The 20,615-nt window shown below is 40.0% G+C and carries 24 protein-coding genes; 8 read left to right on the plus strand and 16 right to left on the minus strand.

Annotated elements, in window-relative coordinates; all coding sequences use genetic code 11:
• Window positions 1-22: 22 nt before the first annotated feature.
• On the minus strand, window positions 23-1,000 hold the full coding sequence (locus tag MKX49_RS12270) for a ring-cleaving dioxygenase (protein WP_063593758.1): 978 nt from the start codon (window positions 998-1,000) through the stop codon (window positions 23-25).
• A gap of 242 nt (window positions 1,001-1,242) precedes the next feature.
• Here MKX49_RS12270 and MKX49_RS12275 point away from each other — a divergent pair, with 242 nt between their 5' ends.
• Window positions 1,243-1,842 (plus strand): nitroreductase family protein, encoded by a 600-nt coding sequence (locus tag MKX49_RS12275; protein ID WP_340876605.1) that lies wholly within the window; start codon window positions 1,243-1,245, stop codon window positions 1,840-1,842.
• A 178-nt stretch (window positions 1,843-2,020) separates the two neighbouring features.
• Here MKX49_RS12275 and MKX49_RS12280 read toward each other — a convergent pair whose 3' ends face one another.
• From MKX49_RS12280 to MKX49_RS12290, 3 genes are read right to left on the minus strand one after another with little or no spacing between them, the layout of a single operon-like run.
• Window positions 2,021-3,073 carry an alpha/beta fold hydrolase gene (locus tag MKX49_RS12280; protein ID WP_340876606.1) on the minus strand — a complete coding sequence of 351 codons (1,053 nt, stop codon included), beginning with the start codon at window positions 3,071-3,073 and terminating at the stop codon, window positions 2,021-2,023.
• On the minus strand, window positions 3,066-3,569 hold the full coding sequence (locus MKX49_RS12285) for a hypothetical protein (protein WP_063593760.1): 504 nt from the start codon (window positions 3,567-3,569) through the stop codon (window positions 3,066-3,068). Before MKX49_RS12285 ends, MKX49_RS12280 begins: the two co-directional genes overlap by 8 nt.
• A gap of 27 nt (window positions 3,570-3,596) precedes the next feature.
• Complete coding sequence (locus tag MKX49_RS12290; protein WP_048679861.1) at window positions 3,597-4,358, minus strand: SDR family oxidoreductase; 762 nt, start codon at window positions 4,356-4,358, stop codon at window positions 3,597-3,599.
• A 403-nt stretch (window positions 4,359-4,761) separates the two neighbouring features.
• Between MKX49_RS12290 and MKX49_RS12295 the strand changes: the two genes are divergently transcribed.
• The gene (locus MKX49_RS12295) at window positions 4,762-5,211 is read left to right on the plus strand and encodes an OsmC family protein (RefSeq protein ID WP_340876607.1); all 450 of its coding nucleotides are present in this window, start codon (window positions 4,762-4,764) and stop codon (window positions 5,209-5,211) included.
• Window positions 5,212-5,266: 55 nt separating this feature from the next.
• Here MKX49_RS12295 and MKX49_RS12300 read toward each other — a convergent pair whose 3' ends face one another.
• Window positions 5,267-5,518, minus strand: a complete 252-nt coding sequence (locus MKX49_RS12300; RefSeq protein WP_034307261.1) for a YkuS family protein — start codon at window positions 5,516-5,518, stop codon at window positions 5,267-5,269.
• Between the two features lie 98 nt (window positions 5,519-5,616).
• Between MKX49_RS12300 and MKX49_RS12305 the strand changes: the two genes are divergently transcribed.
• Complete coding sequence (locus MKX49_RS12305) at window positions 5,617-5,751, plus strand: YuzL family protein (RefSeq protein WP_323597273.1); 135 nt, start codon at window positions 5,617-5,619, stop codon at window positions 5,749-5,751.
• 119 nt (window positions 5,752-5,870) lie between these two features.
• Here the strand turns inward: MKX49_RS12305 and MKX49_RS12310 are convergent, their stop codons facing one another.
• Entirely contained in the window at window positions 5,871-6,035 is a 165-nt protein-coding gene (locus MKX49_RS12310; RefSeq protein WP_161784844.1) for a hypothetical protein, read from the minus strand.
• 95 nt (window positions 6,036-6,130) lie between these two features.
• On the opposite strand from MKX49_RS12310, the gene MKX49_RS12315 reads away from it, so the two are divergent.
• Window positions 6,131-6,322 carry a hypothetical protein gene (locus tag MKX49_RS12315; RefSeq protein ID WP_063590933.1) on the plus strand — a complete coding sequence of 64 codons (192 nt, stop codon included), beginning with the start codon at window positions 6,131-6,133 and terminating at the stop codon, window positions 6,320-6,322.
• A gap of 137 nt (window positions 6,323-6,459) precedes the next feature.
• On the opposite strand, the gene MKX49_RS12320 is transcribed toward MKX49_RS12315, so the two are convergent.
• From MKX49_RS12320 to MKX49_RS12330, 3 genes are all read right to left on the minus strand, one after another.
• Window positions 6,460-7,398: a magnesium transporter CorA family protein gene (locus tag MKX49_RS12320; RefSeq protein ID WP_034307265.1), complete on the minus strand. Its 939-nt coding sequence runs from the start codon at window positions 7,396-7,398 to the stop codon at window positions 6,460-6,462.
• A 775-nt stretch (window positions 7,399-8,173) separates the two neighbouring features.
• Window positions 8,174-8,446, minus strand: coding sequence for a hypothetical protein (locus MKX49_RS12325; RefSeq protein ID WP_340876608.1), 273 nt, complete (start codon window positions 8,444-8,446; stop codon window positions 8,174-8,176).
• A 62-nt stretch (window positions 8,447-8,508) separates the two neighbouring features.
• Complete coding sequence (locus MKX49_RS12330) at window positions 8,509-9,588, minus strand: nitric oxide synthase oxygenase (protein WP_048678034.1); 1,080 nt, start codon at window positions 9,586-9,588, stop codon at window positions 8,509-8,511.
• Window positions 9,589-9,851: 263 nt separating this feature from the next.
• Between MKX49_RS12330 and MKX49_RS12335 the strand changes: the two genes are divergently transcribed.
• Both MKX49_RS12335 and MKX49_RS12340 read left to right on the plus strand, forming a co-directional pair.
• On the plus strand, window positions 9,852-10,175 hold the full coding sequence (locus MKX49_RS12335) for a winged helix-turn-helix transcriptional regulator (RefSeq protein WP_048678030.1): 324 nt from the start codon (window positions 9,852-9,854) through the stop codon (window positions 10,173-10,175).
• A gap of 139 nt (window positions 10,176-10,314) precedes the next feature.
• Window positions 10,315-11,232 carry an NAD(P)/FAD-dependent oxidoreductase gene (locus MKX49_RS12340; protein ID WP_340876609.1) on the plus strand — a complete coding sequence of 306 codons (918 nt, stop codon included), beginning with the start codon at window positions 10,315-10,317 and terminating at the stop codon, window positions 11,230-11,232.
• A 91-nt stretch (window positions 11,233-11,323) separates the two neighbouring features.
• Here the strand turns inward: MKX49_RS12340 and MKX49_RS12345 are convergent, their stop codons facing one another.
• The gene (locus MKX49_RS12345; RefSeq protein ID WP_105718814.1) at window positions 11,324-11,470 is read right to left on the minus strand and encodes a lmo0937 family membrane protein; all 147 of its coding nucleotides are present in this window, start codon (window positions 11,468-11,470) and stop codon (window positions 11,324-11,326) included.
• A 275-nt stretch (window positions 11,471-11,745) separates the two neighbouring features.
• Between MKX49_RS12345 and MKX49_RS12350 the strand changes: the two genes are divergently transcribed.
• Both MKX49_RS12350 and MKX49_RS12355 read left to right on the plus strand, forming a co-directional pair.
• On the plus strand, window positions 11,746-12,066 hold the full coding sequence (locus tag MKX49_RS12350) for a YckD family protein (protein WP_340876610.1): 321 nt from the start codon (window positions 11,746-11,748) through the stop codon (window positions 12,064-12,066).
• A gap of 169 nt (window positions 12,067-12,235) precedes the next feature.
• Entirely contained in the window at window positions 12,236-14,209 is a 1,974-nt protein-coding gene (locus MKX49_RS12355; RefSeq protein WP_340876611.1) for a S9 family peptidase, read from the plus strand.
• A gap of 42 nt (window positions 14,210-14,251) precedes the next feature.
• Here MKX49_RS12355 and MKX49_RS12360 read toward each other — a convergent pair whose 3' ends face one another.
• The 6 genes from MKX49_RS12360 to MKX49_RS12385 form a co-directional block, all read right to left on the minus strand.
• Window positions 14,252-14,683 (minus strand): CBS domain-containing protein, encoded by a 432-nt coding sequence (locus MKX49_RS12360; RefSeq protein WP_105718815.1) that lies wholly within the window; start codon window positions 14,681-14,683, stop codon window positions 14,252-14,254.
• Between the two features lie 80 nt (window positions 14,684-14,763).
• Entirely contained in the window at window positions 14,764-15,600 is an 837-nt protein-coding gene (locus tag MKX49_RS12365) for an MBL fold metallo-hydrolase (protein ID WP_340876612.1), read from the minus strand.
• A 670-nt stretch (window positions 15,601-16,270) separates the two neighbouring features.
• Complete coding sequence (locus MKX49_RS12370; protein WP_034307282.1) at window positions 16,271-17,251, minus strand: ABC transporter permease; 981 nt, start codon at window positions 17,249-17,251, stop codon at window positions 16,271-16,273.
• Window positions 17,244-18,155, minus strand: a complete 912-nt coding sequence (locus MKX49_RS12375) for an ABC transporter ATP-binding protein (RefSeq protein ID WP_340876613.1) — start codon at window positions 18,153-18,155, stop codon at window positions 17,244-17,246. Before MKX49_RS12375 ends, MKX49_RS12370 begins: the two co-directional genes overlap by 8 nt.
• A complete protein-coding gene (locus MKX49_RS12380; protein ID WP_340876614.1) occupies window positions 18,152-18,946 on the minus strand; it encodes an SGNH/GDSL hydrolase family protein in 795 nt (264 codons plus the stop codon). The genes MKX49_RS12375 and MKX49_RS12380 overlap by 4 nt, the downstream gene beginning before the upstream one ends.
• Before the next feature lie 458 nt (window positions 18,947-19,404).
• Window positions 19,405-20,601, minus strand: coding sequence for an MFS transporter (locus MKX49_RS12385; protein WP_323597299.1), 1,197 nt, complete (start codon window positions 20,599-20,601; stop codon window positions 19,405-19,407).
• Between the last annotated feature and the right edge of the window lie 14 nt (window positions 20,602-20,615).

Raw genomic sequence — 20,615 nt, forward strand, 5'->3', positions numbered from 1 at the left:
CGATTACTTCCTTTCCCGTTGTTTAATTAGTTGATTTTGTATTAAGTGGTTTTAAATTCGATTCAATATCCTTTCTTTTCGATTCCAAAAAAGGTGGCAGGGCAAGGTTCTCACCTAGATGCTGCTCAGCTTCATCCACTTCAAAACCAGGTCCATCAGTAGCTAGTTCAAATAATATGCCATTCGGCTCCCTAAAATAGAGTGAACGGAAATAAAAGCGGTCCACATATCCCGAGTTCACGAATTTCGATTCACTAATTTTTTCTACCCATTTTCTCAATTCTTCTTCATCATCCACCCGGAAGGCAACATGGTGTACTCCACCCCTCCCCAGCCTTTCCCGAGGTATGTCATTCCTTTCTTCAATATGGAGTTCCGCTCCTGTTCCTCCTTCACCTGTCTCGTAAACGACTATGGGATTTTGCCCCCTGATTGCGGATGGGTATGTGCCTGATTTCCTGAACCCCAATACCTCGATAAGAACACTTTCTGTTTGTTCAATATTGGGTACTGTAAGTTTTACTGGTCCTAATCCAAGGATGGAAAACTCTTGCGGTACTGGGCTTCCATCCCACGGAAATCCTCCTTGAACGCCGTTATTATCCTGATCGGAAACCAGAAGAAGCCTCTGCCCTTCAGGATCTTTAAAAGAAAGTACCTTTCTTTCAAAACGGCTCGATATTTCATCGTGTTCAACATTGAATTCCACAAACCGTTTTTTCCAATATTCTAGCGCTTCATCATCCTTCACCCTTAAAGAAATTTCTGAAATGCTATTGTTTCCCTCATGAGTGCGGGCAGCATTTGGAATTTCAAAAAACGTCAATTCCGTACCCGGTGAACCAATTTGATCTCCATAAAATAAGTGATACACACGAACATCATCTTGATTCACCGTTTTTTTGATTAATCGCATCCCTAAGACTTTTGTGTAGAATTCAAAGTTATTTCCCGCTTTTGCTGTAATCGCCGAAACATGATGTAATCCTTTTAATTCCATCTGTACCACTCCTATCTTTATAAATCTCCCCTTACGGAGATGAATTAATCCACTAATAATATCTCGAATTCAAGGTATTTAACCTAACATAATACTTTTAATGCAAATATCTTGATTTAAAGATAAACGACAGGGATAAAATTGTCAACCATTTTCATTCAAATAATTTCAACCGGATTCACTTATCATAAAATAAAAAAATCAGGCCAAAATAAATCGGTATAAGAATGGAGGTGTGATATATGGTTAAAGATTTTTTTAGCGCAATTGAAGATAGACGCTCTTATTATTCCCTTAGCAAGGAACATGTTGTTCCTGATAAAAGGATTAAAGAAGTTATCGATCATGCCGTTCAATACTCCCCTTCCGCTTTCAACTCCCAAAGTGCCAGAGTGATTGTTTTAACTGGTCAAAGCCATGACCAATTATGGGATATCACGAAAGAAACATTAAGAATAGCAGCCGATGGCAAAGGTTTAAAAAAAACGGAAGAAAAAATGAGGTCATTTATAAATGGTTATGGAACGGTTTTATTCTTTGAAGACCAGGCCATAATAAATAGGCTCCAAGAACAATACAAAACGTATGCCGAAAATTTTCCGATTTGGTCGAACCAATCTTCTGCCATTTTACAATTTGTCGTATGGACTTCCTTGGAAATTGAGGGGTTTGGTGCAAGCCTTCAGCATTATAATCCTTTAATCGATGACGAAGTGAGAAAGACATGGGATATATCACAAGATTGGAAACTCATCGCACAGATGCCCTTTGGAAAACCCACTGCAGAACCTGGCGATAAAGACTTCTCACCACTTGAAGAAAGAGTGAAATATTATCAATGATATAATAGGGGCTGGCTCTACATAACGAGCCAGCCCTTTTATTTTATTTCGCTTTAGTAATCCGGAAATGTTGCAAAAAATTTTGAAAATATCAATGACGCAAAGCCTATATACTCAACAACCGGCATGATTTTGATATCCTCACTGAGGTTCAACACGTATATTTCACATCCCCCTCTTATTGAATGGGTGAAGAACGCCCTGGCAGCCATTCCTTCAAATAATATGGGAGTACACCGGAATATTGTTTAGCAGCATGTCCACTTTTCAATAGGCTATATGTCTTATCCTTACATGTTAAATGCTCCATTACCGGATAAATCATTTCCTGTGGGACCAGTCGATCATACTTACTTGCTATGACCAAAACACTAGCATCAATTTTCGATAGCTTCGCTTTTTTTCCCCTTACCTTAAAGCTACCATTAACCAAGCTATTTTTTATCAATAAATCCTTGGTTATTTGTTTTGCAGCTGCTCCGGATAATGGTACATGCCCATTAGCCCAAGCATTGAAGCGGCGCCAGTTTTGAACGTATTTCTCATCATCCGCTTGATTCAATAAAGATAAATAAGGTGATATATAGACGGGCGATGTAATTAACCGGATTCCATATTTAACTGCACTGGCCGGTATCGTTTGATAAATATCTATTGTCTCGTCAAAATCCGCTGTCCCTTCTTTAAGCGCCTCCTGCCATTGATCAAAAAATTCCGAGGCACTGAAATCCACCGGGGTCACGGAAAGTATCAAATTCTTGATCGGCTCGTCTGCAATGGCAGCATATATTGCGGCTATTGTACCGCCGAGGCAAAACCCCATGACTGTAATTTCCGATGCTCCAGAGTGGCGTAATGCACGCTGTACTCCTTTTTGAATATAATCGACGATATAATCTTCGATCGATATGTCACCATCTTCAAATCCCGGGCTTCCAAAATCAAGCAAATACACATCAAAACCTTCATTTACAAAAGATTCTATTAAACTATTCCCTGGTGATAAATCAAGGATCAAAGGAGAATTGATTAGTGAATATATAAGAAAAACCGGTACCTCATATTTTTTTTGTGCTGAGGGATAAAACCAAAGCGTTGATTTGTTTTTTTTCCATACCGCTATTTTCGGAGTCAGTCCCATTTCAGGCATTGGCTGATTGGGAATATCCAATAAATGTTGCCATTTAGTTTTGGAATCAGATTGATTTTTCGGCACTTTCCGCTTAGCCATTTGAATTCTCCTGTCCAACTGAATTGAACTCAGGCAACTGTGAGCTTAACAATAAGGAGTTATTTATAAAATCAGATATCCTTTTTTTACTCCCTTCCATTTCATTGGATGCCAATCTTGATTTCTTTTTGATGCTGCGGGATGAATTGGCATTGCCTTTATTGCGAATTGAAGAATTACCCCCGACATTCCCGCCCCTATTCTCAACAAGTATAGAGACCAATTCTTCCAACCCATCAATTTTTTCTTCGAGTTGGATGACTAATTTCGCTAAACTCGCCACATCTTTTTTTGTTGGATAATTCATGATGATGGACATTCTTTCTGATGCTTCCTGCAGACTATTTATTCTTGGCACCTGCATTTGCGCATTATCGCTCACTCTTTCGATTAACTCGCGATTATTCAGCAGATTTTGAATTTTACTATTCAGCTGTTGCTCTTTTTGTGTGCCTAGTAATTTAAGCCCTTTATAAAAATTGGATTTTTCCGCCATATATTTCTTCCTTCCTTTCTCCTCCGTTTACACTAATGCCGATATTCCACCGTCAATGATCAAAATATGACCCACCATATAGTCAGAAGCCTGTGAGGCTAAAAATACGGCGGCACCCTTTAAATCATCTTCATCGCCAAACCTGCCAGCCGGAGTTTTACCTAATATGTCATAGTTAGACTTTTCCAGAATTTTCTTTGTGATTTTAGTCGGGAAAAATCCAGGTGCAATTGCATTGACTTGGATACCGTATCTAGCAAGTTTAACTCCTAAATCCTTGGTCATTGTAATGATGGCACCCTTACTGGTGTTATAAGCTATCGTATCCAAAAGCTCTGGAAACGTCCCGCCAAGTCCTGTCACCGATGCAATATTTATGATTTTTCCGGAATTTTGCTGCTTCATGACCTTCGCTACAGCCTGTGAAAACAGGAATGTACCTGTAACGTTAACATTCAATACTTTTTCCCACTTGTCCTTGGGAAGATCCAAAAGCGGACCTGACCAAGATGTACCGCTATTATTGACAAGAATATCAATCGTGCCGAATTGAGCAACCGTTTCCTGAACGACATGGTCAATGGCACTCACATCGGTGATATCACATTCAAAGGCAACGGCATTAACACCCATCGATTGCAAGTCTTCACATACCTCCTTACAAACAGGTAAATTTCGTGAAGCAATGACTATATTTGCGCCAGCCTCTCCCAACGCCATGGCGATCTGTTTGCCCAGTCCTCTGCCGCCGCCGGTAATGATAGCCGTTTTATTAGTCAAATCGAACATATTACTCAATGTAGTCAACTTTTCAGCCCTTCCTTAATGAAGTATTATTTATATAAAACCGTCTATATCATTATAGAAAAGCCTATCCAATATTGTGCTTAAAATAGCCTAATGCCTCTGCCTTTTGTTTTATCAACATGTATCTTATATTTAATAAGTATGCTTCTGTCAGCTAGCAGAAATTGAGCCTACTGGAAACGTAATTCGGCAGGTCGGTAATTTATTTGATCGATTCATACATTAGCTTCGCACAGCGGTGGATTATCGACCGGTTCGGCATTTCTTCATCTTTCTGTCGGATTAAAAACTCAGCCGATTGCTGGATTATTTGACTGATTGAGCAAAATCGGATACTTAACCTGTTTTGTCGTTTACACTATAGAATAGTAAGGAGGTTAAAAAAATGACGATACATCACTTTCATTTAACTGCGGAGTGGCCTGGCGGCAGAAATGATAGCGGCACGATTCATTCAGGGAATCTTCAAACACAGATAAGCATTCCTACGGAAATGGAAGGACCAGGGATTGGAACTAATCCCGATGAAATGCTGCTTGGAGCGGCATCGACCTGCTATATCATTACCTATGCTGCCATGTTAGAGCGGGCCCATATAGAAAAGGTGAGCTTGACCATGCAATCGGAAGCGTTAGTGGATGTTACGAATGGTGTATTCACCTATAAGAAAATCATTCATCGCCCCGCACTTATATTGGTGCCGGGTACTTCTGAAAAAGTGTTTGAAAAAGCGGGGAGACTTGCTGAAAAAGCCGAGACTTCATGTATGATTTCCAGGGCGATCAAAGGGAATGTAGCAGTGGAGTTGGTTGCGGAAATTTCCATAGCACAGTAACCTTGAATAAACAGAAAAAGTGCCTAATCCTATATCGGTTTAGGCACTTTTTGAATTATTGAATGGTATTCACTTTATTTTCAACCTCGCGGCACACTTCATCAGCCGTTAAACCATTTGCCTCAATGATAGACGCTTTTAATGAAGTATCGCTTATACCCATCACATTACTTTCCAAACCTGTTACCACACAACAATCCACGTTTTTTGCGTCAGCTTCTTGTTTAATTTCAACAACATCAAAACCTTTTTCACGAAGTGCTTCCTGAATATTCGTTAATGATTCTTCAACACCGATTCTTGACATCAACACACACCTCCTCTACCTTCTAACCTGTCCTTATCCCCCTCAATATATGTATAGGATGCAAAGGAAATAGGAAAAGTAATATCGAGGTGATAAACATGAATGGGAAAAACAAGAAAGATGCTTCACAAACTCGTTTAGGTTCTTCTCAGGTAGAGGGGCAAGGTACCACTACAAAAGAAACCGGATCCTTCACTCAACCCTCTTCATTTAAAAAGCAAAAGCGTACCTGATAAAAGTGAATCCTAAATCAACCATGAAATTCCGACCATGACACGAAAAAAACGCTTGGTTTATCCGCCAAGCGTTTTCCGCTGCATGATTCTTTTTTGCTTACCTTAAAGGACTTCTCTTACATATTTTGCTTTCTGATTTCCTCTTGAATCTTTAGATCATTCAATTGATCTCCATCAATTGTTTTTGAATCCATTTTTCCTTTACCGGCACCATCTGGGTTTAAATCACTTGCCCTTAAATTATTATTGCGAGATGCTTGCTCGTTCCATTTGGTCATCATGATCTCCTCCTCAGTCCTTTATCCTTCCCAAACCTAAGAATATTCATGAATACACCCCATCATTTATTGCAAAGATAAAAATGGAGGTGGTTATATTGGAACCAAACAAACCCGGCAATAAGAATGTACCGGATTTTAAAGAGTTGAACGATCGTATCATCAGAGAAGCATCAGAGAGTCCCCGTTTAGTGATTAAAACCAATTTGGATGCAAAGAATGTAAATGATGAGAACCCTTATTCAGATCGCATTAACAGTGAAGGATTTTCTGATTTTTTCGAGGAATAAAACAAAACATGCTTGGCAGCCTCAACCAAATGGTTCGCAGGCACCAGTTGATCTATAATAATCAGTTCAAGTTGCACGCTGAATTGTTCAAATTGCACAAAACCCTAATAAAAACCGGCTTAATAAGCCGGTTAATCTTAAAAATATTTTTTCTTCCAAAAAATGAATGCAGTCGTCCCCGCCAAAGTGATGGCAATTAATAATGTAAAAATGAAAGCAAACCGATTATGTTCAAATGGCAGTTCCACATTCATTCCGTAAAAACTTGCCACCATCGTCGGGAGCGTTAATATAATGGTCACTGATGTTAGAAACTTCATGGCATTATTGACATTATTGGAAATGATCGAAGCGAATGCATCCATCATACCGCTAAGAATGGATAGATACACTTCTGCCATTTCGATAGCCTGAGCATTTTCGATGATTACATCCTCAAGCAATTCTTTATCTTCTTCATACATTTTCAAATAATTAAAACGGAGGATCTTATCAAGGACTACACGATTGGATTTCAATGATGTCGTAAAATAAACCAGGCTTTTTTCCAAAGCAAGGAAAGTATATAATTCTTTATTTTTCATTGACTGATGTAATTCACGTTCGGCTTCATTAGTCATCTTGTTAATCTGCTTCAGGTAACGTAAATAATAGGATGAAATCTCGAATAATATTTGTAAAGCAAACCTCGTTTTCTTATTGGTGAAAAAACCTTTGATCTTATTGTTTTTGAAATTCGCCAATATCGGTGTTTCTTTCAGAGATACCGTAATGAAACAGTCTTTGGTAAAGATCATGCCTATGGGAATCGTTTCAAAAATCGGTAAGTCGGCTTCATCCCTGGTCAAATATGGGAAGTCGACAATAATTAAAACATTATCATCCTCTTTTTCGATACGAGGCCTTTCCTCATCATCCAGTGGATCCTTCATGAAATTGATCGGTAACTTCAAAGTCGAGCATATATAATCTATTTCAGCTTCTGTGGGCGCGACAATGTTCACCCAGGAACCTTTTGTCATTTCCTCGATATTGTTCAAGTGACGGTTATCATCCGTCTTGTAGATTTCAATCATTTTTTGACCTCCTCTTCTATAGAGAAAGCCTTATTTACCTTCTTCGAGCAGATACTCAGGGAGAATAACAGTCTCGACTTCTAGCATCATATTGGCTTCCTCTTGCTTTCTGGGTTCAGGATCATAAGAACTGCTGCTCACTCGTATCCACTTCCTTTCGATTCTTTTATCTTAATCCTTATTCATTTAAAGCACAATAAAGAATTTAATACCTTGAACCCTTGTCTAGAATTCGTAATTATCTGACTTTTATCGATTGATAAATAAAATACCACTATAAAAACGCTTGGGTAGCCCCAAGCGACAGTTAGTAGATGGTTACAATTTTCAGAAGTTGATTTCCACTCCAGGCACTTGCTTTCCGCGGGCGATCCGGGAGCCTCCTTGGCGCAGCCTGCGGGGTCTCCCTTTGACGCGCTTTTCCCGCAGGAGTCTCGTTCCTTACGTTCCAATCAACTTTGTTTTAAAATCATGGGTCGGAATGGTCTCATCCTGAACCATGATTTTAAAGAATACCTGGTTATCCTTCATGTTTTTTTACTTTTTATATGGAGGAAACCCTCATTCAGATTGAAGAAATTTGCGACACTCCTGCCGAATTACTGGGTAGCCGAGACACCACATGCGCTTGCTTTGATGCGGCTTGGCAGACAGTCGGCGGAAAAGGAGCGGATTTCTGAAATCAAAACAACCTTTTAATTAAAAAACTGCAGACAAACTGAACAAGTTTGTCTGCAGTCTGACGCTTGGGTACTCCCAAGCGATTCTGATTACTTTATCCATGCTTTGCATTATTATAATAGTGAACACCGTACATGGCGCCTTCATCCACCATTTTATTGTCATCATGATCATATGGATCAGGGTGACCTGCCTTTTCAATTACAGGATCCAGCTCTGAAGCCGTCCTTTTCCAAAAGCCTACCGTTTTTGCTTTTGCATTGGACCACATATCCTTCACTTTTCCTCTGTTCGTTTTATTCGATAAAAATGAGACTCCGGCAACTCCGACTCCTAGTAATACCACGTTTCTTCCTAATGCCATCATTACCTTCCCCCTTATTTTTTTGGCTTGCTATATATATACCCGCCGCCAGTTCATGTAAACCTTTATTTATATGGAGGAATTTGATAAAAGAAATTAGGTTTCATTATTTCATTGTTATATGGCTGATGAAAAACATGAGTTGTGGCTGGTGACACCGGTGGAATTAACCAGGTCCAATCCCCCGTTACTTTTCGGTCATAAGAGGCTTCTTTTTCTTCGAATTTCTTGAATTGCTTAGCTGCTGTATGGTGATCAACAATGCTGACTCCGTGTTTTTTATACGAATGAAGGACTGCTTCATTCAGTTCGATAAGGGCTCGATCTTTCCATAAACTCGAATCACGTTTAACATCCAGGCCCATCCTCTCACCGATTGCCGGCAGCATATTGTAGCGTTCTTCATCAGCAAGATTCCTCGCACCGATTTCCGTTCCCATGTACCACCCATTAAATGGTGCAGCTGAATAAGTAATACCGCCAATTTCCAGCCTCATGCCAGATATGATTGGAACTGCATACCATTTTAGTTGAAGATCTTCGAACCATGTCAGTTCAGGGTGGGTGATTTGAACCTCTTTAACGAGGCTTTCAGGTATATCATGAAAACTAGGGGTTTTTCCGTCCACTTGGACTACAAGGGGTAAAATATCGAAAGGTCCGAATTTCCCTTCCCACCCTAATGCCATACATCGCTTGGTGAATTCGATTGAACTTGAATCGCCGATTACACCATGTTCCGTCTCATATCCTGCATAACGAATAAGCTGATGATTCCAAATATCCACTTTTCGATCATGATCTTTCTGTTTGAAAATTGTAATCACAGGTCTGATATTCCCATTATTCGTAGCATATTCGATATGTTCGAAGAGGGCCGATACCATTTGTTCTTCGCTTTGAATCATCCTTTTATCAATCACCCTTAGTGATTCCCAAAAAAAGCGCCCAATGCAACGATTGCTATTCCGCCAAGCTAATTTAGCACCATAAACCAATTCTTCATATGTATGTTCATATCTGCCTGTTTCATTTATTTCCTTTTTAATTTGTTCGATCCTGCCATTTATGTCCTCTTCCGTTTTCAATAATTCCGGATAACTTGTCCTGATAAAGGATACGGCCTCTTGCAGTAACTCACTCATCTTTCCCACGGATCCTTCCATTTGCAAAACTTTGACTTCCATATTAAAATAACATATTTTTCATGGTATCTCTAAACAACACATTTTTTAAAAGCGCACTTTTTTTTAAATGTGGCAAATCCGAGGCGGAAACCTTTTCATAATACTTAAAGTAAGCTCGTGAATTTCTTATACCATAACATCTCTAGTAACTAAATAATTTTCGGTAAAGTTGTTACATATGAGGTAAATGCATTATAATATATTAATAATGAGGTGATATGATGAATAATACGACACTTTGTCCACGATTTGAAAAAGGAATGCAAATCTTGAGTAAACGCTGGACTGGATTGATTGTCAATCAATTACTTAATGGCCCTCAACGGTTTTGTAATATTGAATCTGCATTCCCGATAAGCGGCAGGATTCTTTCTGAACGTTTAAAGGACTTGGAAATTGAAGGTATTGTTAAAAGGGACGTATATCCAGAGACACCGGTCAGGATTGAATATTCTTTAACTGAAAAAGGCAAGGCCCTTGCACCGGTTATGAACGAAATTCAAAATTGGGCACAAGAATGGCTCGAACCAATACAGAATCAATGATATAGGCTAAAGATAAGGGAGGAAGATCTGCCAGAAGCGGACTTCCTCCTTTTTTTTGTTTAAGCTCTAGCGACTAGTGGTATATTTTTTACAGATAGAATAACACTAGGTTTATTCCAAATTTATGGGCGGTGAATTCATGAAACAAGCAGATTGCATTATTATTGGTGGAGGTATAGCCGGGATTCAGGCAGCCATCCAGCTAGGAAGATATAAACATGATATTATCGTCATTGATTCTGCTCAAGGCCGCTCTTCCATTGCCAAGGCATACCATAACATTCTTGGGTGGCCAGACGGTGTAAGCGGGAAACAATTAAGGACGCTTGGCAGGCAGCACGCTGAAAAATTCGGTGTCGAATTCACGGATGATACAGTGACATCTCTAGAAAAAAAGCAGGACAAGTTTTTTATCAAAACTAAAAATGACAGGGAATATCAAGCAAAAATGATTTTTCTGGGTACTGGCATTACCGATAACATTCCTCCAATCAAAAACATCTATTCAACTCTTGGGACATCCACATATATATGCCCTGACTGTGATGGGTATGAGATCATGGATAAGAAAACCGTTGTTCTTGGTGGCGGAAATACGGGTGCAGGCATGGCGCTTACTCTATTATATTGGTCAAAAGATATCATTTACGTAAACCATTTGAAATCTAAAATTGATGATGAGTATAGAGATAAGTTAACGGCAAATCACATTCCCGTTATTGAAGAGGAAGTTTGTGAGGTTCATGTCGATGCCAATCAGGAGTTAACGGGCATAGAATTAGTATCTGGTAAACTTATCAGAGCTGAAAAGGCATTCACGGCGTTTAAAGGGAACAAACTTAATAATGACCTAGCCTTACAATTAGGTGTGCAAGTCAATGAAAACAATCATGTCGTGGTTCATCCCCGGACTAAAGAAACGAATATTAAAGGAGTCTGGGCAGGCGGCGACCTCGTTGCCCATTCCGAACAAGTCACCATTTCCATGGGAGATGGCACCCAGTCAGCGATATGGATTCATAAGAGGCTGTTAGGCCATCCACTTCCTTATGATTGACAGTTTACTGAATTAAAAGGCGGCCTGTTCACCAGGCCGCCTTTTACATTGGTATTTAAAAGCTTTTCCAGGTCAGTCATTCAATACACATCTACATTCGATTCCTTCCCTTAAAAACCTTAACCAAAATGAGAATGACCGCGATGATAAGCAAGATATGTATAAAGCCTGCAGCCACTTTAAAGACTAAACCAAGAACCCATAATAATATTATTACACCAATAATCGTCCAAAACATGATAATCCCCCTTTCTTCCCTTTTAAAGGACTTTTTATTAATAAGAAGTTTCAACAAAATTTCAACTTACATTTAAAATACCCAGATCTTTCTCTAACAAACCTTCCCCTTATTTTTTACATAAAACTGTAAATGCTGTAAATGATAATAAAGAAATAAGGAATCTTCCATATTGATAATCATTCACCATTAGGAAGAGACTTTCAGGTTTTTAAAGGTTCTACAGTTCTTCAATTAGGCAGAAAATATCATTAAAAAGAAGGAGTCGTTCATCCATGAAAAAGTTTTTTGTCATCTGTTTAACAGCTTGTTCCCTATTCTTAGTCAACCTTAATCATCCGGCTGCACAGGAAAATAAAGCAAAGAATGAAAGTGTACAATTCACTGATGCTCAAAAATCGGAAATCGCTAAGATCCAAAAACAAATACTCGCTGACAAAAAGATATTAATCGAAAAATATGTTGAGTATGGTGCGCTTTCGAAAGAAGAAGCCGATAAAATGGTTTCACATTTTGAAAAACATTATAAAATGATGGAAGAACATAATTTCCAAATACCGCCGCACCGTCCGCATACACGACATATGCATAAGTGATTATAAGTTTTTTGCCTATATAGCCAGATAATCCGTCCTGATAAAAAGGGCGGATTATTTTCATTTCTTTCGTCCTTGATAAATAAACATGACGCGTTTACCATTTACTAAAGGATTTTATTTCTCTTTAGCGAAATACATAACTATGAGAAATGAAAGGGTGAAAAGGATGAACAAAATAGGTATAACAGCAAGAGACTTATTTCACTTGAAATCAGTAACCGATCCAAAGCTATCACCGGATGGCAGCATGGCGGTTTATGTCCAAACCAGAATAGATGAAAAAACGGAAAAATACATTTCCAATCTGTTTATGTTCAGCCTGATTACGAATGAAACAAAGCAATGGACGTTTGGGGATAATCGTGATACATCACCAGCCTGGTCCCCCGACGGCAAGCATATCGCCTTTATATCAGATAGATCAGGAAAAAAACAAGTCCACATTATCGGGAGCATTGGCGGCGAAGCTCGCCAGCTCACCCATTTCGTTAACGGCGCATCAAAGCCTATTTGGTCCCCTTGTTCCACCAAGTTACTGCTTTCTACCGGGTTAAAGGAAGGCGAAAACCTTAATACGGTCAAGGAAAATGATCTATCCAAAGAAGTTAATAGGTATGACCGGATCAAGTATAAATGGGATGGGAGAGGCTATTTTGATCAGTTGTATCAGCAGCTTGTAATAGCGGACATTTTTAAGGGAGAATTCACATTGCTGACGGAAAACAATATTGATCATCTTCCGAATGCGTGGTCTCCAGACGGACAGCGTATTGCATTCATAAGCGGGGATGCAGAAAGAAGTGATGATGAACTTTTTTCAGATATTTTCATCATGGATCTTGATACGAAATCTTTAGAGAAAATTACGGATAGTACAGGTTTCTTTAGAGATCCTAAATGGTCTCCAAATGGCGAATATCTATCTTTCATTGGCCATAATAAAGAATTTGCCGGTGCCACCTTTTCAAATATCTGGTTATATTCCATCATGGACCAAACGACTCAGTGTTTGACCGACGGATGGGACGTGCAAATTGGAGATTCCGCAATAGGGGATTTCCAAATCGGAGCCGTCGACCCAGGTATTTTGTGGACAAACGATAGTCAAGGTTTTTACTTTTTAATAAGTGATTATGGAAATACCGGAGTATATTATGGTTCCATTGAAGGAGCTATGTATCCATCAATCCTTGACCCGCAGCATATATACGGCCTGACTATAGACCCCGAAAGCCACCGTGCTGTCGTGGCCATCAGTACACCTGTTCATCCTGGCGATCTCTTTGCATATAACCTTACCAATGGTGATAAGGAACAAATCAGTTTTGTTAATGAGGTTTTTTTGAAGGATAAACATTTGTCCATGGCTGAACCCATTACTTTTCCATCAGTCGATGGGCTTACCATTCACGGCTGGATCATGAGACCGAACGGTTTTAATGGTAGTCAAAAATATCCGCTCATTTTAGAAATCCACGGCGGACCGCATATGATGTATGCTAATACCTATGTTCATGAATTCCAGACCTTGGCTAATGAAGGGTATACTGTATTGTTCACTAACCCGCGCGGGAGTGTAGGATATGGCCAAGACTTCGTAAACGCCTGCCGTGGCGACTATGGAGGCATGGATTATAAGGACTTAATGGCTGGAGTCGATCACGTTCTAGCTACGTATGATTTTATAGACGATGAAGATTTAGGGGTATCCGGAGGAAGTTATGGAGGATTCATGGTAAATTGGATCATCGGACATACCAACCGCTTTAAGGCGGCTGTGTCTCAGCGTTGTATCAGTAACTGGCTAAGTTTTTATGGGGTCAGCGACATTGGCTATTATTTTACAGAGTGGGAAGTTGGCGGCGATATCATTAACTCTGCTGAAAAACTATGGCAGCACTCTCCATTAAAATATGTTTCCAATGTGGATACCCCTTTACTTTTACTTCACGGAGAAAAGGACTTCCGCTGTCCCATTGAACAGAGCGAGCAATTTTTTGTCGCTTTAAAACGGCAAAATAAAGAAGCCGTACTTGTTTCATTCCCAAATGAAACTCATGAGGTATCGCGAAGCGGATCTCCAAAAATGCGCCTGCAACATGTTGAGGAAATCAAGGGCTGGTTCAATAAGTATCTTTAAAAACCAAAACTCTGTTAGCAATAGCTAACAGAGTTTTGGTTTTTAGTGCTGAATTTGATCTCTGTCTTCGGAAATTGAACTTAAAGCATCTCCCGCCATTGAATTTGTCTGTTGGTGTACAGCAAGATCACCTAATGCAACGACACCGACCAGCTTTTCATTCTCAATGATAGGGAGCCTTCTGATTTGTTCGGTAGCCATTAACTCCTCAGCTTCCTCCACTGACATATCAGGCGTACCTGTTACAAGATTAGTGGAAATGACATCGGTAATTCTAGTCGAGTTCGGCTTTTTCTCGGCAACACAGCGAATGACGATATCCCTGTCTGTAATGACACCGATTAGATGGTTATTCTCCAATACAGGAATGACACCAACATCATCATTCTTCATTTTGACTGCTGCTTCATATATATTATCTTCCGCAGTGCAACAGTCAACGTCTGTTGTCATGATATCTCTTAAATTAGTCACGGAAATCCCTCCATTTTTCATAAGTTGCTTGTTTATTTTTGACTTCTGTAGAGAAATTATTCATTAAATACGGTCACCCTTCATTCCACATATTTCCCATGATCCGGTTTAGCTAATGAATCGAATTCCTTTGCAAGCTTCGCTAAACCCATTTCCAGTTCCTTCCCTTCAACAGGATACCCGTGCCCCGTTATGGCAACAGCGGGCTTCAGACTTTCCAATAGACGTACCGATTCTTTGGCTGCCCCCCAATCGGTTGTTAAATACCGCGGCGGTCCTGCTATTTCTTTCTCCTGAGTGATAACCTTGTATAGGAAATCTTGCCTGACATTCACAAAAGCATCTCCAACAATCAAACTTCGGTCACTTTCACGGAAAAGTGAAATATGTCCTTTCGAATGGCCTGGGGTGTGAACCCATCTCCAATCACGAAGCCCGGGAACACTATGATCATCAGGCAATGGCTGAACTTTTTCATCAAGGTTGATTCCCTCATTCGGAAATATCGATGAGATTTTGGCGACCATCCCCCCTTCAACAGTTGGATCCGGTTCGGGATAATTTTCCTGTCCCGTTAAATAAGGCATTTCTTTAATGTGGGCATAAACAGGAGCCTCCCAGTACTCCATTAACTCAATCAGTGCACCAACGTGATCGAAATGTCCATGTGTCAAAATAATTGCAGCAGGTGGTTTTTGCGGTCCGTATATTTCTTCAGCAGTATTCTTTATTGCCTCTGCTGAACGCGGCATCCCTGCATCAATCAATACCCATTTATCATCTTTTGGTGACCCTACAAAAATTACATTAACGATTTGGACGGACAGACAATATATATCCTCATTTATTATCTGTACATCTCCACTGGAAATTGAAGTCATTGGCATGAATTTTTCATTCAAATGATTATCATCCATTTATAATCCTCCCATTTTGAACATACTGTTTTTTAAAGGATACCCTGTACGAGAAAATAAAAAACAACCTATAATTTATATAGGCTGTTCAGACTGCAGGCAAATTCGAAAGCGAGCCTACAATTTTTTTGAAAAGATGGAGTTGATTACAGAAATCCGCTCCCTTTCCGCCGACTGTCTGCCAAGCCTCCTCGACGCTAGCGTCTGTGGGGTCTCGGCTAGCCAGTTATTCGGCTGGAGTGTCGCAAATTTCTTCCATCCATTGAGGGTTTCAGTTCATATAAAGTAAAATTTCATGTGGATAATCAGGTCTTGTTTTAAAATCAATGTAATCATTCCGTTGATAAAATCACGACCATTCCGAACACCAATAGATTGACCAACTCGAAAGCGAGTTTGCCTGCAGTTTTTATTTATAAAATTGCAGTTGACTTCAAAAATCCTCCCTTTCCGCCGACTGTCTGCCAAGCGTCCTCGACGCTAGCGTCTGTGGGGTCTCGGCTAGCCAGTTATTCGGCTGGAGTGTCGTAAATTCCCCCCATCCATTGAGGGTTTCAGTTCATATAAAGTAGAATTTCATGTGGATAATCAGGTCTTGTTTTAAAAGCGACACTTCCGAACCAATTATGTCAACAAACTGAAACAACTTATAATTTCTATAGGCTGTTTCTCAGTATACATCCCTCCGGGTAAATACTGTAAAAGATACAATTAAAGCAAGCGCCCACCAAACGAGCAGAGTAATGACGGAGGATAATAAAGTCATCCCTTCTATTGGCGGAGCCGTTCCGCTAATATAAGCGGTCAATTTCAAATTCACCATAAAGAAATATTTCGCTGATTCCCATGATGAAACCATATTGTTCAATATAGCTCCGGAAATCAATGCAGCCAGCATGATGCCCATGCCTGCAGGGGTGCTTCTCACCAGTACCGAAAGCATGAAAGAAAGGGTCCCTACCACAACCGCCACCAGCCAGACAAGTCCCAAATCCATCAATAGGAATTTCCATTGTTCAACTAGCCTTACTTGACTGACATCCACGTCAGCACCCTTCAATTCAAATCCGGTTATTACAGGGGCACCCCAACCTTGATATCCGAAAACGATACCCGATAATAGGTAAGACAATAAGGCTGTCACCGCCACGATAATCGAAACCGATAATAATAATGTTACATATTTGCTCAATAAGATTTTCCAGCGCTCCACTGGCCGTGTCAGCAAAAGCTTGATTGTCCCTTGACTATTTTCGGAAGAAACCATATCACTAGCCACAATCATGATTAACAGCGGAATGAACAAATCGATTGCATTTTCCAAAAACATGCGTGTAAAAGTGGCTGCGCCTGGTTCTGAGGGATTGATATCATGATCGAGATAATATTGCTGCTGCTTCAGACTAACTTGCAGCTGTTCACGCCACTCATCGAGCATCCTATTGGAGCCCAATCGATTTTGAGTATCAATGATTTGCTGCTGAAGAGCTGCACGCCAATCATCCGTTCCCAACTTCTCCCGCTGCTCTTCCACTTGTTTGTATTGGGCATATGTAAACATCAGGACTAAAATTCCAACGATGAGACCGATTATGATTAACCGTTTCTTTGCCAGCAACTTCATCATTTCATTTTGGACCAAGTTATTCAATGCCCGCACCTCCCCCCGTAACTTGCAAAAACAATTCTTCCAATCCCGGGAGCTTTCGATTCATTTCATGCACCCTCACGCCAGCTTGGTTAAGAGCAGCATTCCATTCAGGTGTCTTAAGTTCATCATAGGCTGTAATGATATATTTTTGATCTAAGGTAATTTCGGTGAAGCTGCTAAGTATTTCCGCGCCCTTTTGAATAGGTTCCACCCGCCAAAATATCCGCTCCTGCGTGGATAATAAGCTCTCCACTGTATCCGTTTTAATAATTTCCCCACCTTTTATGATTGCGACCCGGTCACAAAGTTGCTGGATTTCACCTAATAAGTGTGAGGAAACCAGAACGCTCATACCTTCTTCTTCAGCCAACTTTCTGATGAATTGCCGCATTTCACGGATTCCGGCAGGATCTAGCCCGTTAGTCGGTTCATCCAAAATCAATAGTTTAGGGCTGTTCAGCATGGCCTGCGCGATTCCTAAACGCTGCCTCATTCCTAACGAATAGGTCTTCACTTTATCGTGAATTCTCGTTTGCAAACCGACGAGTTCAACAACCTCGTCCATTCTTGTTTCATCAACATCAGGTAACATTCTTGCAAAGTGGAGCAAATTATCCCACCCGCTCAAAAATGGATATAACTCTGGATTTTCGACGATGCAGCCCATTTGCTTCATAGCCTTCGTAAAGTGCTGACGAACATCATACCCGCATATATGGATGGAACCCGAGGTTGGCTTAATCAAACCGACCAACATGCGGATCGTCGTCGTCTTGCCTGCTCCATTCGGTCCTAAAAAGCCGAAAACTTCCCCTTCATTCAGCTCAAAATCAATTCCTTTAATAATTTCCCTTTTGCCAATCCTTTTTTTCAAGTCCCTGACAGACAATGTCACCTGTTTCATCGTTCCACATCCTCCCATTTTATTAAAGGAGCAACTCTATCAGCAATTAAACGATATCCCTTCTTATTGGGGTGAAATTTATCTGAATACAAATACTCATTTACCGACAATTGAAATAAATCAAAAGTTGGAACGAAAATTGCATTTTCATAAAGAGCCACGACTTCCGCCGTTTCATTATTCCAATCCCGTACGATTCGGTTCGTATCAAAGTCTTCATCCAAATCTATAAACGGATTATACAGCCCAAGCAACAAAATGGTAGCTGTATCATTGACTTTATTGATATCCTTAAAAATTTCATGTAAATTTCCCAAGAAACTCTTTTGTGATACAGTAATAGCTTCGCGATCATATTCAAGCAGGGTCTTGCCTTTTTGAAATAAATCGTTACCCCCGATTGTAACTAAAATAACATCAGCAGCCTGGATTTGGCGCTTCACTTCCGGTTGTCTCACTTGCTGTACCAATTCTTTAGACACTTGTCCATTAATTCCGAGGTTATGAATGATTGGTTTTCTATTGTATTCACTCTTTAAATCTTCAATAACAAGTCCAACGTAGCCTTTCCCTGTTTCATCACCTGTGCCGCGGGTCAATGAATCGCCTATCGCAACTACCGTAAAATCATCGGGAAAATCATTTTTTTTAATGGTGGTTTCTTCAATCACTTCCTTATCGGAAGTTCCCTTTCCATAATGGTCCGTAATCGCCCATCCAAGACAAAATAAAAAAAACAGGCCGATAAAAGCTGATGCGATGGTAATAACCAACACTTTTGGTTTGCTCAAAAACACTCACCCTTCCATTCATTCTCTATCTTCCATTAAATCATATTATTTCCAAAAATAAAAAACTGATTGTTTTGGTTAAAATTCCTATTACATAAAAGCATATCTTTTATTAACTTACCGCGGAAAGGGATTACAAAAAGGGTTCTTTCTAAATTTTAAACAAAGTTGATTGGGGCGGTGGTTCGAGACTTCTGAGGGAAAAGCGTGTCCAAGGGAGACCTGGCAGGCGAAAGTGCCACGGAAAGCGAGTGCCTTTCATTCCAATCAACGTGTAAATTATACAAACCCTTAAAATATTGTAGACAAATCCATTATCAGCGAGTTTGTCTACTGAGGGATTTTAATGAATCCTATTCTGCTTGATCATTTAGCCTGCTTTCTCTCAAATTTGTAAATAGAATAGAGAAAGACCTCTTCACCATGATAGGCAAAGAGGTCCCTCGCTTTATTTTCCATCATTTTTCTATTATACCTATGGGTTTCCCCATAACTTTTAATTTTTTTTCATAACTCATGAGCCATATTGTAAGCAGCATTCCGATCAGCGTGAGTAAACCATAAAATAAATAGACCGCATATATTCCTGATTTATCCAAGATTATTCCGCCGCTGAAGGTACTGAACCAGTTACCCAATCCATTGCCTATGGCGGAATAAAGCGTTATTGCCGTTACTGTAATACGTACAGGGACAACTTCCCTGATATATTGTAAAGCTGCGGGAATGAATAAGCCAAGTGAAAACCCTTGAATGATCGAAGACACATATACGGTAGCCAAACTCGGTTCGGTGAAGTACAAAACCCAGCGGACCAATGAGGCCGTTCCAGCCAATAAGGTAATTGGCAGCAGGCCTATCTTATGAATCCAGGTACCTGCGATTCTCATAAAGGGGATTTCCGATAATACAGCTAAAAGGAAGGCAATGCCAATTCCTGTATATGTCCCTCCCCTTGCCTCTACAAACAAACCGTAGTATACATTATTTGCAAGATTAGGACCAAAAAGCAAGAACGTTATAGCTAGAAAGATAAGGAATCGTTTCATGGTGATCAATTCTTTCATTCCGCCGAAAAGCTTCACCTTTTCCCCAGGCGGCTCTTCGGGCAAACGAAGAGCCAGACTAGCCGAGATCAAAAGACCGAAGAAAAAAGCATAAAATATCACGGAAGGACCCATGAAGGATTCAGATAATTTTCCCATTACAAAAACGGCCACACCGTAACCAAGTGATCCGAATAAACGGATTTTCCCATAATTCGATTTGATCTTCGTTGTATATTGAAGGGTGATGCTATCTGAAACAGGTATTATCGCACTTTGAAAAATAGCCAAAGCGACAGCAACGGATACTATAAGTAAATAATGATCGAACAGCAAGTAACCTAAACCGAGTACACCAGCAAGCAACGATGTCATTGCCAGTATTTTTGCCGGTCTCCCGCTCCAATCACAGACAATTCCCCAAAAAGGTTGAAAAACGATCATCACTATCGGTCCAACAGACATGATCGTACCGATTTCAATACCTGACAAACCTGCCTCATTGGCTAAATAAACGCTTAATAGCGGTGTTAAACTTCCTACTGCAAAAAATGAAAAAAGGTAAAAAACTTTCAAGCTAATGATATTGACTTGCTTTTGTTTTTCCAAATCCAGTTCCCCCA

Origin of the sequence: Peribacillus sp. FSL M8-0224, from assembly GCF_038003055.1 — a bacterium.
Lineage (GTDB): Bacteria > Bacillota > Bacilli > Bacillales > DSM-1321 > Peribacillus > Peribacillus frigoritolerans.

Excerpts from the sequence above, each read along its gene's own strand:
- MKX49_RS12280 (WP_340876606.1), bottom strand. The coding sequence starts at position 3,073 with ATGGCTAAGCGGAAAGTGCCGAAAAATCAATCTGATTCCAAAACTAAA.
- MKX49_RS12330 (WP_048678034.1), bottom strand. The coding sequence starts at position 9,588 with ATGAGTGAGTTACTGCAAGAGGCCGTATCCTTTATCAGGACAAGTTAT.
- MKX49_RS12325 (WP_340876608.1), bottom strand. The coding sequence starts at position 8,446 with ATGATGGCATTAGGAAGAAACGTGGTATTACTAGGAGTCGGAGTTGCC.
- MKX49_RS12290 (WP_048679861.1), bottom strand. The coding sequence starts at position 4,358 with ATGTTCGATTTGACTAATAAAACGGCTATCATTACCGGCGGCGGCAGA.
- MKX49_RS12285 (WP_063593760.1), bottom strand. The coding sequence starts at position 3,569 with ATGGCGGAAAAATCCAATTTTTATAAAGGGCTTAAATTACTAGGCACA.
- MKX49_RS12365 (WP_340876612.1), bottom strand. The coding sequence starts at position 15,600 with ATGGATGATAATCATTTGAATGAAAAATTCATGCCAATGACTTCAATT.
- MKX49_RS12345 (WP_105718814.1), bottom strand. The coding sequence starts at position 11,470 with ATGTTTTGGACGATTATTGGTGTAATAATATTATTATGGGTTCTTGGT.
- MKX49_RS12270 (WP_063593758.1), bottom strand. The coding sequence starts at position 1,000 with ATGGAATTAAAAGGATTACATCATGTTTCGGCGATTACAGCAAAAGCG.
- MKX49_RS12350 (WP_340876610.1), top strand. The coding sequence starts at position 11,746 with ATGAAAAAGTTTTTTGTCATCTGTTTAACAGCTTGTTCCCTATTCTTA.
- MKX49_RS12355 (WP_340876611.1), top strand. The coding sequence starts at position 12,236 with ATGAACAAAATAGGTATAACAGCAAGAGACTTATTTCACTTGAAATCA.
- MKX49_RS12320 (WP_034307265.1), bottom strand. The coding sequence starts at position 7,398 with ATGATTGAAATCTACAAGACGGATGATAACCGTCACTTGAACAATATC.
- MKX49_RS12300 (WP_034307261.1), bottom strand. The coding sequence starts at position 5,518 with ATGTCAAGAATCGGTGTTGAAGAATCATTAACGAATATTCAGGAAGCA.
- MKX49_RS12305 (WP_323597273.1), top strand. The coding sequence starts at position 5,617 with ATGAATGGGAAAAACAAGAAAGATGCTTCACAAACTCGTTTAGGTTCT.
- MKX49_RS12295 (WP_340876607.1), top strand. The coding sequence starts at position 4,762 with ATGACGATACATCACTTTCATTTAACTGCGGAGTGGCCTGGCGGCAGA.
- MKX49_RS12340 (WP_340876609.1), top strand. The coding sequence starts at position 10,315 with ATGAAACAAGCAGATTGCATTATTATTGGTGGAGGTATAGCCGGGATT.
- MKX49_RS12310 (WP_161784844.1), bottom strand. The coding sequence starts at position 6,035 with ATGATGACCAAATGGAACGAGCAAGCATCTCGCAATAATAATTTAAGG.
- MKX49_RS12375 (WP_340876613.1), bottom strand. The coding sequence starts at position 18,155 with ATGAAACAGGTGACATTGTCTGTCAGGGACTTGAAAAAAAGGATTGGC.
- MKX49_RS12335 (WP_048678030.1), top strand. The coding sequence starts at position 9,852 with ATGAATAATACGACACTTTGTCCACGATTTGAAAAAGGAATGCAAATC.
- MKX49_RS12275 (WP_340876605.1), top strand. The coding sequence starts at position 1,243 with ATGGTTAAAGATTTTTTTAGCGCAATTGAAGATAGACGCTCTTATTAT.